This is a genomic window from Paenibacillus sp. ACRRY (genome assembly GCF_022346995.1).
Classification (GTDB): Bacteria; Bacillota; Bacilli; order Paenibacillales; family Paenibacillaceae; genus Paenibacillus.
Window position 1 is genome coordinate 566,839 of sequence record NZ_JAKRNM010000003.1, and the last position, 16,460, is coordinate 583,298.

A 16,460-nucleotide genomic window follows, 5' to 3' on the forward strand; every position below is an offset into this window, starting at 1 on the left:
ATAACTCTATCTAGCAAAGGAGTGGGTTCTGCTGCGAATCCGCAAAGCCATTATTCCGGCTGCCGGGCTGGGTACCCGGTTTCTGCCTGCAACCAAGGCCATGCCGAAGGAAATGCTGCCCATCGTTGATAAGCCGACTATTCAGTACATTATCGAAGAAGCGGTAGCTTCAGGTATTGAAGATATCATCATCGTTACAGGTAAAGGGAAGCGGGCCATCGAGGATCACTTCGATTATTCATTTGAACTGGAACAGAATCTGGCAGGCAAACAGAAGTGGGACTTGCTGAACGAAGTTCGCAAACCTTCGGATATGGCGGATATCCACTATATTCGGCAAAAAGAACCGAAGGGCCTTGGCCATGCCATCTGGTGCGCTCGCAAGTTTATTGGGAACGAACCGTTTGCTGTCCTTCTTGGGGATGACATCGTGGAATCCAAGCAACCTTGTTTGGGGCAGATGATGGAAGTCTATGACGAGCTGCAATCCCCAATTGTGGGGGTACAACCTGTCGACTGGAGCGAAGTATCCCGTTACGGAATCGTGGACGGAGAGGTCGTTTCTCCAACGGATGATCGTGTATTCCGTGCCCGTCGTTTAATCGAGAAACCGAAGACCGAAGACGCACCTTCGAACCTAGCCATCATGGGACGTTATATTCTTACACCCGATATTTTCGATATTCTTGGTCAGCAGTCTGCCGGTGTCGGAGGAGAGATCCAGTTAACGGATGCCTTATCCCGCTTGAACGATCAGCGACAGATCCTTGCCTATCATTTTGATGGCCTGCGTCATGACGTTGGGGAGAAGCTAGGCTTTATAGAGACGACCATTCATTATGCGCTGCAGCGCCCGGATTTGCGTGACGATTTGTTGAATTACTTGAAGAAGATCGTGTCATCGAATTAGCTTGCTTCTAAAGGATTAGAGAAAAAAGGTTTGCCCATCGAGGGCAAACCTTTTTTAGTGTGAAATATTATTAATAGAATCGTTAGGACACTTTTTTTGTTAGAAGTTCAGTTCAGCAATCTGTTTAATCTCGTCAGCTTCATTAGGTGCAACAGAGATCAATTTATCATACACCGCTTGATCCTGTTGTCCGTCCTTAACCAGAGCGGCAAGGTACCAACGAGCAATTTCACGGTTGGTCGAATCGGACAGATCCTCAGTAATTCCACCCTTAAGAATTGTTACAGCTCCGGCAGAATCGTTTGACATGTATCTCATTTTTCCTGCATTCAGAATCATTGTTGGAGTAAGCTCGAATGGCTGTCCTTGAAGCTGTCCTTCAGGGAGAGTTTTGAGATGTTCTACGCCATCAACAACATGTTGGTAAGCATCCAGACCTGATGTGAAGTAGGATTCTTTCTTAGCTGTATCGCCTTGTCCCAGTGCCTGATATCCGAGATCGAACGAACGGCTAATTAGCGTCTCATACCAATCCATATCCCAGATATAGTTGTTGGCATATTCTTTTTGGAGAGCATACGCTTGGTCACTATCACCTTTAAGCTCATAGAGCTGGATCAGCTGTTTAACCATACTTTTGTTGTACGGCTCTGCTTGTAGTCCTTTTTGCAGCAGATCTACGCCTGCCGTATAGAACTGCTCATTTTGTGTCTGTTGGAAACCTTGTTGATATAGTGAAGCTAGCGTCAACAGAGAGTCAGAGTGTGTACTACGTATTGCCAAGTCCTTATCAAGTGCAGCTTTAATTTCTTCAAAGGATTGGCTGGTTTGCGCAACTTCCTTGGCTTCTTTTGCATATTGATTTGCTTGCAAGAAGCGGACGAATACAATCAATAGTATGATGATTGATACTCCGGCGATCGCGGTATAGATCCCTCGTGCAGCAGATGGGCTTATCTTCAAACGTTTAACAGGCCGTGGTTCAATCGCGGCTGCCATACCTCCAAATCCGATAAACACCAGCATGCCGATGAAGACGTAACTCATATTAAAATCGAGAAGGCTCAGGACCAGAATAGTCATGGACAAAATGAAAAATACAAAATGAGACTCTCTTTCGCTTTCATCTCTTCGCAAGTAGCTGAGAACGTATTGATAGAAGATGTAGAGAATAAATGCCATGAAAATGATAAATCCGATGATTCCGACTTCTACCAGATACTGCATGAAGAAGTTATGTGCCTGGGCACTTACATAAGGGTTGTTCTGGTACTTCTCATATAGGGCAGTCCAAGCTCCGCCACCTGCACCAATCACTGGATAATCTGCAATGACCTTGGAGGCATCTTTGTAGAAGGTGAGCCGTTCCAGTACACTGTGCTGCTGGAAGTTGATATTTTCCAGACGCGTGCTGATGCTGTCAGGCAAAATGTTACGAACGCTGGTACCTAACAGAAGTACTGCTGCAATAATGGCGAGTAGTGCTGAGCTAAGCGGGATCCAGAGGCTTGAGCCTTTGCGTTTACCCAAGCTTTGTAGTTTCATCTCCATCTTGGGAGCGACCCAATGTTGGATCAACCAGATGATGAATGCCACAACGAGGGATGCGGCAATCAGATAGATCCAACCCTTAGTTGCAAGTCCAGTAGAGAACTGTTGTTGTAATTCGAGCCCAGCGGTATTGACCGGATTCAGAATGGCAATCGTACCAATTCCCGAAATGGCAAGATAAATGAACCATAAGATTTGTTTTGCTGGTTTAAGTAATAACAGGATGATCACGAACACAATTGGCATCATCACGAGTCCTGTCCGCGATAGTGTAAGCAACAGGGACAGTAAGATGGGAACAAGCATGAAGCCATGGACCAACTGCATGTACACCTTTTTTGTACGGATCAGGCTAAAGATGCTAATGAACAGAAAAGCCATCAAGAACGCTGCGTATGTATTCGGGTACTGGAATACGGAAGCAAGCCGCGGACCGTTGGCATCATTCCAGATTGCCTGGTTGTAAACTCCATTTACTACCCCTGAAGAGAACCATCCAACCAGCTTGCCTGCGAAGCTGAATGCACCAAACCAATTCAATAGACCATATCCGACAATTACATATGCAATTCCTATTAAGGAAGATTGTATGATATGATTAATTTGTTTGTTCTGGAGCAAATACATCGTCATGACAAACAGCATGGCATAGATGCACTGGACCAGAATCATGTTAGTCGCCAAGTAATTCGATGCTGCACTAATGAATGAAAGTATGTAGGTTAGTGGTAGCAGAATGACGAATAATGTGAGCCAATCTCGTTGGGATTCTAGTGAGATATTTTTGTAATAGACTACAGTCCAGACAATCAAGAGGAGGGTTGTAACTACTACTGCCCAATAAATGGGTCCTTCAAATTGAAGTAACTGTCCGTTAAATAACGCAACTTGAAATGACGACCAGAGTAAAAATAAGATAAGTCCTATGGACAGTGTCCATAAAAGCGGTGATGCCGAACTGGAACTGGCCTTGCTCGACGTCTTCTTTTGTTTCCCGTATACTGGATTCGACAAGATTCGATTCTCCTTTGCATATAGATACGACAATATTTTAACACAATATAACCTATTCTTCATTTATTTAGATAGCGGAAGCGTCGGGTTGTAATTAGGAAGGTGCGCATTGGTAATATGACAAGGTATTTAAAAGAACTACTCAGAAGGAAAGATCTTCTATTATATTTAGTTAAATCTGGACTTAAGGCAGAGCATAGGAACAGTTACTTAGGGTATTTCTGGTGGCTGTTGGATCCGCTTCTAGGTGCGTTGGTTTACTACTTTTTAGTAGTGATAGTCATGGGAAGAGGAGGGGAGAATTATGGAATTTATTTAGTTATTGGACAAGTTGTCTGGAGATGGACTAATACTTCTATTAATAACTCTTCAAGATCTATCATTCAATATACTTCTATAATTCAACAGGTGAATCTCCCTAAAGCTATTTTTCCTTTGACAAGGGTAGCTTCCCAATTAGTTAATTTTATGTTTGGTCTTATTGTTGTAGTTGTTTTTTTACTGTTTTTTCATATTCCACCGCATTGGCAAATAGCATATTTACCAATAGTTATTTTAGTTCAACTTCTGTTCTTGATGGCAATTAGTTTAATCATCGCGTATGTTTCAGTGTTCATTAGAGATTTAAGCAATATACTCAGTCATTTCATGAGGGTGTGGTTCTATGCTTCGCCTGTTATATGGGAAGGAAGTCGCCTTCCTTATCAGTACGAATGGATAGAAAAAATCAATCCATTGTCCTATATTCTAAAAGGTTATAGAGATATCTTTATCAGTGGAACTTCTCCTAATTTGGAAATTTTAATGGTAATAGGGTTAGTTTCTGTCGTAGTTGTAGCTTGCTTGATTTATTTCTATAGTCGAAATGAACACAAAATAATCAAGGCGCTCTAAAGGGGAGGGAAATCCAATTGACTAATCGTAACGATAAAACGGTAATTTCCTTAGAAAATGTGGGTGTTTCGTTTTCTACAGGAGTGAAGGGTGAAGACTACAAATCCCTCCTTTATAACATGCTTCTTAACAGGAAAGAAGAACAAGATGTTAAACCTAAAGAGGTATGGCCAATAAGAAACATCAACTTAGAAGGATACAAAGGTGAGGTTTTAGGGATAATTGGTACAAATGGTTCTGGTAAAACTACATTGTGCAAACTTATAGCAGGGGTATTGCAACCTGATGAAGGTAAGCTTCAGGTTGATGGTAGAGTGACTGCATTGTTTTCTTTAGCATTAGGTTTCAATAAAGAGATGACCGGTCGTGAAAATGTTTATTTAAACGGAACAATGATAGGAATTACTCGAAAGAAAATAAACGAATTTATCAACGATATTTATGAGTTTTCAGGGATAGGTGATTTTTTTGATCAGCCAGTTAAGTACTATTCAAGTGGTATGAAAGCAAGACTCGGATTTAGTATAGCGGCTTGTTTAGAGCCTGAAATACTTATACTAGATGAAGCTCTAAATACCGGAGATTTGGAGTTTAGTCGAAAGGCAGCTGAAAAAATGAAAGAACTAGTAACCAGGGCGAAGATGGTCGTGCTGGTTACACATAGTTTGAAGTATGCTAAGGAAAATTGTGATCGATTAATATGGGTTGATAAAGGGAGAATTAAAAAGATTGGTATCCCTTCAGAAGTAATCAAATTATACGAAGAACAAGTACAAATGAAGACAAATTCACAATCAAAGAAAAAAACTAGTCTGGATATTACGAAAATTGTGACTAAGAAGAGCGATAACATCGTAATCCAATCAAAAAATCTGGGTGTCTCATATCGGTTAAATCACAAGGTCCATTGGGCCTTGAAAAATGTGGATTTGGAAATATTTGAAGGTGAAGTTGTTGGTATTATTGGACATAATGGAGCTGGGAAGAGTACATTATGTAAAGTCCTAACTAGTATATTAGCCCCTGATGAAGGAAGAGTTTCAATACAAGGGAAAACAACTGCACTTCTATCGTATGGTACCGGCTTCAATGGTCTGTTGTCAGGCCGAGATAATATATATCTTAACGGTATGTTGTTAGGGATTCCCAAAACGAAGATAAAAGAGAACTATAATGAGATTGTGGAGTTTTCTGAATTAGGCAAAAGAATAGATGGTTCTATTAAACAGTATTCTAGTGGTATGAGATCTAGACTAGGTTTCAGCATAGCCGCAGTTCTCGACCCAGATATTTTTATTATCGATGAGGCGCTTTCTGCAGGGGATCTCTACTTTAATCAAAAAGCAAGTAAAAAGATTCAAGAGATGATTAGTTTAGCAAAGGCGGTTATTATCGTTTCTCATAGTATGGGATTTGTAGAAAAGGTATGTACAAGAGCTATATGGTTGAATCATGGGGAAATTGTCAGTGATGGGGAGCCTGCTCATGTAATTAAAGAATATAAAGAACAAGTTCTTCTGAAAAAGAATAAGGACAAAATGGTGAAAAGCTAATGTTAAAAAGTATTGCTCGGGGAAAATGGGCACGAAAATTAGTAGATTATTTAATGAATATTTCTTTGAAAAGATTATCTGAAAATCAGAAGGACTACTTGAAAAGTAAATTATCACTAAAGCAAAAAGAGTTTATAAAGAGATTTGTTGGAGAACAAAAGTATATTGTTCGTATGCAAGTGGAAGAGTATAAGTACAAATTATTAAACTTAGGCTTTCATGAAAAGGCTATTGAAGATTTAAAAAAGTTAACGTTAGATGATTCAAATGAGTTAGCTCACAGGGAAGCTTGTTGGGAATTAGCTCTTTGGTATGCTGATCATCGTACTCTTGAAAGTGCAGAGATTGCCCTTTCTTTCTTAAACAAATCTCTTATCAATGAAACAGGTAGTCATAGACTGTTTCAAGGTGTATTACTTCAAGCTGAATTGTACCAAATGCTTGGTAAAGGAAAACAAGCTGAAGAAATTATTAATAGTAATAATAAGAGTCAAAAGCAAGGTGATTTATTATTGGCCAATGCCAATTTAAAAAACGATTTGCCGACAAAACTCCAATGGATTAATAGGCTAATGCTATTACATGGATTGGCAGAAATTGATTTAGAGAAAGAGGGAAGACAAAGCAATTTCCTATTTGATCGTTTAAAAACTGTAAGTAAAAACAAAAAAAACATATTTGTAACTAAAAAGAAACCTTTAGTTTCAATTATTATGCCGGTGTATAATTCGGAGACTGTGATTAAAACCGCTTTGGATTCTTTGTTATCACAAACTTGGACAAATATCGAATTAATTATAGTTGATGATTGTAGCACAGATCGTACGATAGAAATCATTGATGAGTACATTGAACTAGATACTCGTATAAAACTGATTAAGGCTGAAGTTAACAGTGGTACGTATGTATCTCGTAATTTGGGATTGAAGGTAGCGATGGGTGAATTTGTCACTTGCCATGATGCTGATGACTGGTCTCATGCTGAAAAAATAGAAAGGCAAGTTTTACATCTTATAGACAATCCTAAATTGGTGGCAAATGTTTCGGATCAAAGTCGGTTAACAAACAATTTGCTCTTTTACCGTCGAAAGCAACAAAGGTTATATGTATTTAGTAACATGTCTTCCCTGATGTTTAGGAGACAAAAAGTGAAGGAGAAAATTGGTTATTGGGACAGTGTTCGTTTTAGTGGAGATGGTGAGTTCGTACGGCGTATGAAAAGGGAATTTGGTGAAGCCTCTGTTGCCAATATATGTTCTGGCCCATTATCTTTTACGAGAGTTTCTGAGTATTCATTAACGGAGAATGGTCCTTTTGGATACTATGGTTATTTTTTTGGTGCTCGTAAAGAGTATGTTGAAAGTTTCGATAATTATCATAAACAAGCAGTAAACTTACGGTATGAATTTCCACAGATCGACAGACCGTTTGCTATTCCAAATCCTATGCAACCGAGTATGAATAGATTAGAGAAACCAAGGCATTTTGATGTTATTATTGCTTCAGACTTCAGACTATCTGGAGGTACTACCTCTTCAAACTTAGAGGAGATAAAGGCACAAATACAAGCTGGATTAAGAACAGGTCTTGTACAAATGTCTAGTTATCAGGCAAAGGTGACCAAAGAAATCAATTATAAAATTAGAGAAATTATTGATGGGTCCCAAGTACAAATGTTAGTTTATGGTGAGAAGATAACATGCGATGTATTAATTGTAAGACATCCTCCAGTTCTCCACGAGATACAGAAATATATACCTGAGGTAAAGGCAAAAAGAATATGCGTTATTGTCAATCAAACACCTAAGGTTGATTATGGAGGAGATGGGGCTGTTGCATATGATATAGGACGTTGTCAAGAAAATCTAGAGAGATACTTTGCACAAACTGGTGTTTGGTACCCAATAGGGCCTCTCGTAAGAAATACGCTTATAAAACAGCACGCTAAAGAGATAAAAGAAATTCATTTAGCCGAGGAAGATTGGGTAAATATTATCAACACTGATGAATGGAAACAAAAAAAAAAATTACCAATTGGACACTCTGAAATTAGGATAGGAAGGCATTCTCGAGACCAATACGTAAAATGGCCATCTAATCCAGCTGAACTTCTTCAAATATATCCTGATTCTGCACCTTATGAAATTCATGTTCTTGGAGGAGCGAAAATACCGGAGAGTATTCTTGGGTTTTTGCCCAAAAATTGGAGAGTAATAGATTTTGGTGATATGGATCCAATGAGATTTTTGGCTGGAATAGATGTTTTTGTGTACTACATTCATCCAGAATGTATCGAAGCATTTGGGCGTGTCATTATTGAAGCAATGGCTGTTGGGGTGCCGGTCATATTGCCGCCTAGCTATAAAGATTTATTTAGGGATGCTGCAGTATATGCTGAACCGGAGGAAGTAAAAGTTAAAATTAATATATTGATAAGTGATAGTGAAATATATGCATCACAAATTGCAAAGGCTTTAAACTATATCTCGGATTTTTTCGACTATTCTAGTCACATAAGTAGATTGAAAATAGGGGAGGAGTAAAATGGAGTATCATCACGTGAACAGTGAAGAAGAATCGTACTGGGCAAGAAGGGAAAGATTCATGTATTACCAGTACATAAAATTTATGGTTAAAGCATTGGGGGATGACGCTAAAAGCCTACTCGATGTAGGTTCTTCAAATGCCGAATATGTTGAAAGTTTCAATTGGATAGCTAATAGATATGCTCTCGATATAAATAAACCGTATCAGTCTGGAAATGTTAAAGGTATTCAAATGGATTTTATGGAGTTCCAGCCTACAGAAAGGTTCGATTTTGTTACATGTTTGCAAGTTCTTGAACATATTCAAGATCCAGTTCCCTTTGTGAAAAAGTTATTTGAGGTGGGGAAGCGTGTACTCATTTCTGTTCCATATATGTGGAGGGAAAACTCGGAGGAGGGACATATTCATGACCCAGTAGATTTAGGAAAGGTAATAAGTTGGATTGGGAAGAATCCTGATTATCATATAATAGTTGAAGAGCCTTTATTTAACTCAACAAAGAATAGAAGACTGATATGTTATTATCACTCAGAAGGACAAAAATTTAATATGAATAAGTTACGTCAAGGATTATTAATGGGGAATCTTCAAAATAATGATAAGAATAGGGTTGATTCCAATTTTGAGCAAATAAATAAGCATTTACTCGAAATTAATGAGCATTTAATAGGAATTAGGGAGGAGCAAGAAAGACAGAGTAAATTGATTAGCATTGATTCTACAATAAGCATTAATGTAAATAATCTGACTAGAATAAAGGATGAAAATGAACGGATATCTTCTCGGATATCCAATTACAAGAAGGAAATAAAAAAAACGGAAAAAAAATATAAATTATCATTATTACAAAAAAAAAAATATGAACGAGTTTATGAGGATATTATTAACAGTAAGTCGTGGAGGTATACTAAACCCTTACGGGATATTAGATTGATCTTACAAAGAAAGTAGTGTGCTCATGGAGAACAAAGTACGATACGAGGATGATAACTCATTAAATGGGGCCAAATATCTCGTAGGTAAAAAGCTTAAGCTAGATAAACTAGTTGAAGAAATTGACTTGGAAAAAACGAAAAATAAAAATCTACTTAGCGAACTTGAAAATCTCCAGTTTGTTCTAAGGGATATAAAAGAGAAAACCTATCACATCGACCTAGAGAGAGAGCGTTCATTTACAAAATTAAAAGCGATGGAGAATAGTCATTCTTGGAAAATCACAAGATTTCTAAGGGGAATAAAAAACATAACCTTTAAAAGAAAAGGGAAGTATAAAAGTCAGTATAAAACTACTTCAAAAAATCCAATTGATAGTAAACAAGAACTGAAGAAAATACGTAAATTGAAAGAAAAATTATTTGTTTTAGGCTTCGAAGAGCGAGCATTGAATGAGTTGCATGACATAGTTAAGAACAATTACTTGACAAAAAAAGTCCGAGCTGTTGCAGCCTGGGAATTATCCATGTGGTATTCAAATAAATTAAATGAGCATGATGCTCATAAATGTATTGAATTATTAGATATAAGTCTAGATGGAGTCAATGATATTAACCGAACTTATCATGCGTTCATTATTAGAGCAGAATGTTACAAAATATTAGGTGACATAGATAAATCAAAGATTGAAATCGAACAAGCATTTAAGTTAATTAGCGATGCAAACCTTTGTCTCGCTGCAAGTAATTTCGAGATGGCTGTCGACGATAGGATTAAGTGGGTTAATAAAGCCCTGCAATTATATAACATTCCTAATGTAAGGTTAGACAGAACCTCAGGTCAAACAATCTATGATTGTTTAATTGTAGATAATATAACATCTGCAAGTTCTTTTGGTTATCAACCAAAGGTTTCAGTAATAATGCCTGTATATAATGCTTGGGGAGTTATTGAAACTTCTCTGAAATCCGTTATGAACCAAACTTGGACAAATTTAGAAATAATAATTGTTGATGATTGTAGTAGTGATAAAACTACTGAAAAAATAGAGCAATTGGTCGCTCGTGATCTTAGGGTGAAATTAATAAGAGCAGAATTTAATAGAGGGACTTATACAGCTAGAAATATTGCATTAAAGAGTGCAACGGGAGAGTTTGTTACTTGTCATGATGCAGATGATTGGTCTCACCCAATGAAATTGGAAGTACAGGCTCTTCACTTAGTAGAAAATAAAGAGTGTATTGCTAATACTTCTCAAGCTGCTAGAGCAACGGAAGATCTTATGTTTTATAGAAAGGGTAGAATAGGTAAAAATATATTCCCTAATACATCTTCATTAATGTTTCGGCGCGAAGAGGTGGTTGAAAAAATCGGATACTGGGATAACGTTAGATTTAGTGCAGATAGTGAATTTATCAATAGATTGCAAAAAACATTTGGAAAGGAAGCTGTGATTGATTTACAAACGGGGCCGTTATCATTTCCAAGGATAACTATGAATTCATTAACGGCAAGCAATAGTTTTGGATTAAATGGGCCTTTAACTGGTGCAAGAAGGTTTTATAGAGATAGCTATATAGAATTTCAAAATACTTCGGAAGATTTACGGTATGACTTTCCGCAATTATCTAGACCATTTGCCGTTGTCGAACCAATGAAGCCGTTACGTGAAGTTAATCCTTTGAAAAAAAGAGTCTTTGATATAGTATTTGTTTCAGATTTTCGGCAATCGGAGATTGTTCTACGTTTACTAAACGACATTATGGAATCAAAGAAACAGGAATTAAAAATAGGGATAATACAGATGTATTCCTATGAACCGGACCCAACTACTTTACTTGATTCATTAATAAGAGACTTGATCAACAATGGAGTGGTTGAGATATTGGTACATGGAGAAAGCATTTCTTGTGACTATTTAATTGTACGAAGTACCCCCATACTCCAAGAGGTACAAAAGTACATTCCTGATGTGTCCCCAAAAGACGTTCATGTTGTGATTGAAAGCGATATATGTGATTCATTAGTCGATCTAGATAGATGTAACCAAAACCTTTATAAGTACTTTGGTAAAGAAGGAGTTTGGCATCCAATAAATCCTAAAATTAGAGTGGAGATTAAGAAGTACAGTGATAGGATGATTACGTTAGGGAAAGATTGGACTGATATTAATATGATTATTAATAAGGCTATTGAAGAAGATAAATAAGGGGATATTAAAGTGAAAAAAGAATTATTAGAAAAGTTAATAAATAATAATGCTGTAGTTGGGATCATTGGTCTGGGGTATGTAGGTGTTCCATTGGCTCTAGCTTATGCTAACTCAGAAATAAAGGTAATTGGTTTTGATATAGATGAGTTTAAAACTCAGCATATTAATGATGGTATCAGCTACTTTAAACATATTTCGTCAGAACAATTGAAAAAAGTTACTGAAACGAAAATATTTAGTGCTACTACTGACTTTTCTGAAATTGGTAATGTTGATGTTATTATATTATGTTTACCCACTCCACTTAATCAATATAGGGAGCCGGACTTGTCTTATGTAGTTAAAACAATAGAGGCCATCCTCCCTTATCTTAGGAAAGGACAGGTTCTTAGTTTGGAAAGTACCACTTACCCTGGAACCACTGAAGAAGAATTGGCTACTCGAATTTCAAGAAAAGGATTCCAAATTGGTAGTGATTTCTTTCTTGTGTACTCTCCTGAAAGAGAAGACCCGGGAAACCCTAACTTCTCAACATCTACAATTCCTAAAGTTGTAGGAGGAATAACAAAAGACTGTTTGGAAATTGGCGTTGCACTGTACGAAAGTATTATTGAAAAAGTAGTACCTTTAAGCTCGACGAAAGCTGCTGAATTAACAAAGTTATTGGAGAATATATATAGATCAGTGAATATTGGTCTAGCAAATGAGATGAAGATGATAGCTGATCGTATGGAGATAGATATATGGGAAGTAATTGATGCGGCTGCTACTAAGCCTTTCGGTTTTACTCCGTTTTATCCTGGTCCAGGTTTGGGGGGGCATTGTATTCCGATAGATCCTTTTTATTTAACCTGGAAAGCTAAGGAATATGGATTAAACACCAAATTTATTGAACTTTCTGGTGAAATTAACACGTCAATGCCTACATGGGTAATTCATAAAGTTAATGATGCATTAAATGAAATGGGGAAATCGGTGAAAAACTCCAAGGTACTTGTACTTGGTTTGTCATACAAAAAAAATATTGATGATGTTAGGGAGTCTCCTTCTGTAGAATTAATGGAATTACTACGTTCGAAGGGAGCAATTGTAACTTACTGTGATCCATATATTAAACAATTCCCTAAAATGAGAGAGTATCATTTTGAATTGAATTCGGTTTTATTAACACCGGAGTTATTGAGGCAAATGGATTGCGTCATCATCAGTACCAATCACGATGACTTTGATTATGAAATGATTCTTCAACATAGCCAACTTATCGTTGATACAAGAGGAGTATACCGGGGATTCGAAACTGATAAAGTTGTCAGTGCTTGAAAATTTATATTATTTAACGGAATGGAGGGAGAAAGTTATATCTCAAAATTCTATATTAATCAGTATTATCATGCCAGTATATAATCGACAAGAGTCAATAGCGTGTGCAATCGAGAGTATTCTTAACCAAACTTATTCAAATTTCGAGTTAATTATAATTGATGATGGTTCTACGGATAAGACATGTTCAATTATTAGTTCTTTTTCTGATGATAGAATTAGATATTTTTTGTTGAAAAAAAATATAGGGGCAGCAGCTGCGAGAAATGTGGGGATTCATCGGGCTAAAGGACAATGGATAGCATTTCAAGATAGCGATGATTACTGGGATCCTAGTAAGTTAAGAAAACAAGTTCAATTAATTGATGATCGTTCTCCCTCCATTATCTTTTCTAGTTTCGTTCGTAATAAAAAGGGATCCAAAGAATATATCCCGAAGAATCAGAAAGATATAATTATCCCAAAGGAAGGGAGGCTAAATAAGCAATTACTTAGAGGGAATTTCATTGCAACGCCTACTGTGCTTATGCCAAAAGTTTTTTTTGAAAAGTTCGGTGGCTTTAATGAACAAATGCCAAGATTTCAGGATTGGGAGTTATGGTTGAGATTATCATCTGACTGTAACTTTATCTGGATAGATGAGCCTCTAGTAAAAGTGGAATATACTGAGAATAGTATCTCTTCTGATAGAAGTAAAATGATTAAGGGATATGAATTGATATGGAGCCTTCACTCCAGAATGTTAATGGATGCAGGGGCGGAATATGTGGCTCGATATTTGTTCTCTTTTGGACATAATCTATCGCTGTTTGGAGAGATGAAATATGGGAGGGAAATATTAATTCAGTCTTTTAGATACGGTTTTTTTTCTTTGAGACAATTATTCTGCTTAGGTCTAAATATTCTCGGGCACAAAATGTATTTATTTTTGTATAGGTTTTATAAATGATATCTAATGTATATATGGAGGGAATATGGAGTTATTAAAAAAAATAAAAACTAACTATAGTGATTTATCTAGAACCCATATTCTTTATGACTTTCCATACGAATTAACTGTAATGTACGAAGGAGTTCCTTTTGAATTTCTTTTAAATATGAAAAGTCAAAAAAGAAAAGTAATTGTGTTTGGCTCAGGTGCTTATCAAATGGAAAAAATAGCTCCTCCAATTTTCCAAAGACACTCATGGATACATCATATAGAGGAATCATCGATATTTTATAATGATCCAACACTATATCTTGGGGAAATGAGTATAGGATGGGGCTTTGGTGATGAAGATAAACATTATTTAGAAATTATATCAAATATACTTGTCAAAATATTTGATTATAGTAAAATTCTGCGAAATAATGTTATGTTTCATGGTAGTTCTGGTGGAGGTTTTATGTCTCTTTTATTAGGTGGTTTCATAAAGGAGACAAAAGTAATGGTTAATAACCCTCAAACTGTAGTAACTAATTATTACAAAAGTCATGTTGATGCTTTGTTTGAAACCCTTCCATCTAGTCATTTAATTGACGATATCATGTGTAAATACAAAACCAGATTAAATGCCTCTTATTTCTATAATGAGATTAGTTACATTCCAGAGATAATATATCTTCAAAATGTTGCAAGTCAACATGACATGAAGTATCATCTATCCCCGTTTCTATCAGAACTTCATATTATGTCTGATTTCTTTAGTAAAATTAATATTGTTCTATATTGCGATAAAGAAAAAGGTCATAGCCCTCTTGGACTCAACGAAACGTTGGTATATTTCAGGGATTATTTTACTGAACTTTAGCTAGTACACAATTTAAGAATTTCGATATCCGTATGTTACTGAAACAAAGTAGAATTACCAGCTGCAGGTAAACACAGAATTAGAAAAGAACGTCTTTTCATGCTCTTTCAGCAACAAATCAGTGCTGTGTGCCAACTTACCGCAAACCTTACTAAAACAATTTTGATTTTATGCATAATGTGCATTTTTATCTATGGCTCAGATCTAGTTGGATTAAAATGATAAGTCTGAGACTTAGGGCATTTGATAAATTTGAATGATGTTAAAATATTTAAGAGCACTGACATTATCATGAAATTTTACATGCTGTATCTCCAGACGAGGATTCGCTTTTCATTGAACTGATTTTTCGGGCTTTGAATATTCAGCTTTAACTAGCAAATTTCTGAGGTGACTTAATGAAAGCCGTAATTCTTGCAGGCGGGACTGGTTCCCGCCTTTTTCCTTTAACTAAGGTTACTAATAAGCACTTGCTTCCTGTAGGAAGGTATCCAATGATCTTCCATTCGACATATAAATTGAAACAAGCTGGCCTTACCGACATCATGGTGATTACCGGCAAAGAACATATGGGAGACGTCGTTAATCTCCTCGGCAGCGGAAGCGATATAGGTGTCTCATTCACATATCGCGTTCAAGATGAAGCAGGAGGAATAGCTCAAGCGCTTGGACTGGCAGAACAATTTACAGGTGATGACCAGATGGTGGTCATCCTGGGGGATAACGTGTTCGAAGACGACATTACAGAGTATGTGGCTAATTTCCGGGAGCAAAAGTCCGGAGCAAAAATATTGATACAAGAAGTCAGCGATCCTCATCGCTTCGGAGTGCCTGAGTTACATGGCGATCGTATCGTATCCATTGAAGAAAAACCTCAAAAACCCAAAAGCAAATATGCGGTAACAGGCATATATATGTTTGATAGTGAAGTCTTCAAGATCATCAAGACATTAAAGCCGTCTGCAAGAGGTGAATTGGAAATCACAGACGTAAACAATGCGTACATTGAACGAGGAAATCTAACCTACGATATACTTAAGGGTTGGTGGACAGACGCAGGGACTCACGCTTCATTGGCAAGGGCCAATGAATTGGCACGGAATATTGTTTTCGGAGACGAGTTCGGGAAGTTAAAGTTATAGAAGAGAAGGGATGGCGGAGTAATTGAAAATCACTCCTTCCAAGCTGAATGGTGCCTGTTTGATTGAACCAGTGGTTCACGGGGATCACCGGGGTTTTTTTATGGAAAGTTACAATGAACACCTCATGAATCAACAAGGAATAAATTACCACTTTATTCAGGATAACCAATCCTTGTCTGCTCAGCCCGGTGTGCTGCGCGGATTGCACTACCAACTTAATCCCAAAGCACAAACGAAGTTAATTCGGGTTATTTCGGGTGTGATTTACGATGTTATCGTGGACATTCGTCAAGGATCCCCTACCTTCGGACAGTGGGAGGGTTTCATCTTGAGTGAATATAATCACCGTCAGTTACTGGTACCCAAAGGATTTGCTCATGGCTTTTGTACTCTGGTACCAAACACCCAAGTCTTGTACAAAGTGGACGAATACTATTCCCCGGAGAACGACCGCGGCATATTATGGAGTGACCCGGCTCTTGGAATTGATTGGCCTACATCTAGTCCAACTTTGTCAGATAAGGACCAAAGACATCCTTTACTTCAAGATGCGGAGATCAATTTCAATTTCGAAGTGAAGTAATTAGGAGG

12 protein-coding genes are annotated in these 16,460 nt (G+C 37.2%); 11 read left to right on the forward strand and 1 reads right to left on the reverse strand.

Annotated elements, in window-relative coordinates:
* Positions 1–31: 31 nt before the first annotated feature.
* Complete coding sequence (galU, locus tag MH144_RS15985; protein ID WP_275440149.1) at positions 32–910, forward strand: UTP--glucose-1-phosphate uridylyltransferase GalU; 879 nt, start codon at positions 32–34, stop codon at positions 908–910.
* A 99-nt stretch (positions 911–1,009) separates the two neighbouring features.
* Here galU and MH144_RS15990 read toward each other — a convergent pair whose 3' ends face one another.
* Complete coding sequence (locus MH144_RS15990) at positions 1,010–3,475, reverse strand: O-antigen ligase family protein (protein WP_239302215.1); 2,466 nt, start codon at positions 3,473–3,475, stop codon at positions 1,010–1,012.
* 117 nt (positions 3,476–3,592) lie between these two features.
* On the opposite strand from MH144_RS15990, the gene MH144_RS15995 reads away from it, so the two are divergent.
* From MH144_RS15995 to rfbC, 10 genes are all read left to right on the forward strand, one after another.
* The gene (locus MH144_RS15995; RefSeq protein WP_239302217.1) at positions 3,593–4,369 is read left to right on the forward strand and encodes an ABC transporter permease; all 777 of its coding nucleotides are present in this window, start codon (positions 3,593–3,595) and stop codon (positions 4,367–4,369) included.
* Between the two features lie 17 nt (positions 4,370–4,386).
* On the forward strand, positions 4,387–5,922 hold the full coding sequence (locus tag MH144_RS16000) for an ABC transporter ATP-binding protein (protein WP_239302219.1): 1,536 nt from the start codon (positions 4,387–4,389) through the stop codon (positions 5,920–5,922).
* Positions 5,922–8,465, forward strand: a complete 2,544-nt coding sequence (locus MH144_RS16005) for a glycosyltransferase (protein WP_239302221.1) — start codon at positions 5,922–5,924, stop codon at positions 8,463–8,465. The genes MH144_RS16000 and MH144_RS16005 overlap by 1 nt, the downstream gene beginning before the upstream one ends.
* A 1-nt stretch (position 8,466) precedes the next feature.
* Entirely contained in the window at positions 8,467–9,420 is a 954-nt protein-coding gene (locus tag MH144_RS16010) for a class I SAM-dependent methyltransferase (protein ID WP_239302223.1), read from the forward strand.
* 7 nt (positions 9,421–9,427) lie between these two features.
* Positions 9,428–11,611, forward strand: a complete 2,184-nt coding sequence (locus tag MH144_RS16015; RefSeq protein WP_239302224.1) for a glycosyltransferase family 2 protein — start codon at positions 9,428–9,430, stop codon at positions 11,609–11,611.
* Positions 11,612–11,623: 12 nt separating this feature from the next.
* Entirely contained in the window at positions 11,624–12,934 is a 1,311-nt protein-coding gene (locus MH144_RS16020) for a nucleotide sugar dehydrogenase (protein WP_239302225.1), read from the forward strand.
* Entirely contained in the window at positions 12,927–13,883 is a 957-nt protein-coding gene (locus MH144_RS16025) for a glycosyltransferase family 2 protein (protein WP_239302259.1), read from the forward strand. Before MH144_RS16020 ends, MH144_RS16025 begins: the two co-directional genes overlap by 8 nt.
* 25 nt (positions 13,884–13,908) lie before the next feature.
* Entirely contained in the window at positions 13,909–14,727 is an 819-nt protein-coding gene (locus tag MH144_RS16030) for a glycosyl transferase family 2 (protein ID WP_239302226.1), read from the forward strand.
* 398 nt (positions 14,728–15,125) lie between these two features.
* Positions 15,126–15,869 carry a sugar phosphate nucleotidyltransferase gene (locus MH144_RS16035; RefSeq protein ID WP_239302227.1) on the forward strand — a complete coding sequence of 248 codons (744 nt, stop codon included), beginning with the start codon at positions 15,126–15,128 and terminating at the stop codon, positions 15,867–15,869.
* A gap of 22 nt (positions 15,870–15,891) precedes the next feature.
* The gene (gene rfbC / locus MH144_RS16040) at positions 15,892–16,452 is read left to right on the forward strand and encodes a dTDP-4-dehydrorhamnose 3,5-epimerase (protein ID WP_239302228.1); all 561 of its coding nucleotides are present in this window, start codon (positions 15,892–15,894) and stop codon (positions 16,450–16,452) included.
* The last annotated feature ends 8 nt before the right edge of the window (positions 16,453–16,460 follow it).

Bases quoted from the DNA above. Each gene is read 5' to 3' on its own strand.
- MH144_RS15995 (WP_239302217.1), top strand. From the start codon at position 3,593: ATGACAAGGTATTTAAAAGAACTACTCAGAAGGAAAGATCTTCTATTA.
- MH144_RS16005 (WP_239302221.1), top strand. From the start codon at position 5,922: ATGTTAAAAAGTATTGCTCGGGGAAAATGGGCACGAAAATTAGTAGAT.
- MH144_RS16010 (WP_239302223.1), top strand. From the start codon at position 8,467: ATGGAGTATCATCACGTGAACAGTGAAGAAGAATCGTACTGGGCAAGA.
- MH144_RS16015 (WP_239302224.1), top strand. From the start codon at position 9,428: ATGGAGAACAAAGTACGATACGAGGATGATAACTCATTAAATGGGGCC.
- MH144_RS16030 (WP_239302226.1), top strand. From the start codon at position 13,909: ATGGAGTTATTAAAAAAAATAAAAACTAACTATAGTGATTTATCTAGA.
- MH144_RS16035 (WP_239302227.1), top strand. From the start codon at position 15,126: ATGAAAGCCGTAATTCTTGCAGGCGGGACTGGTTCCCGCCTTTTTCCT.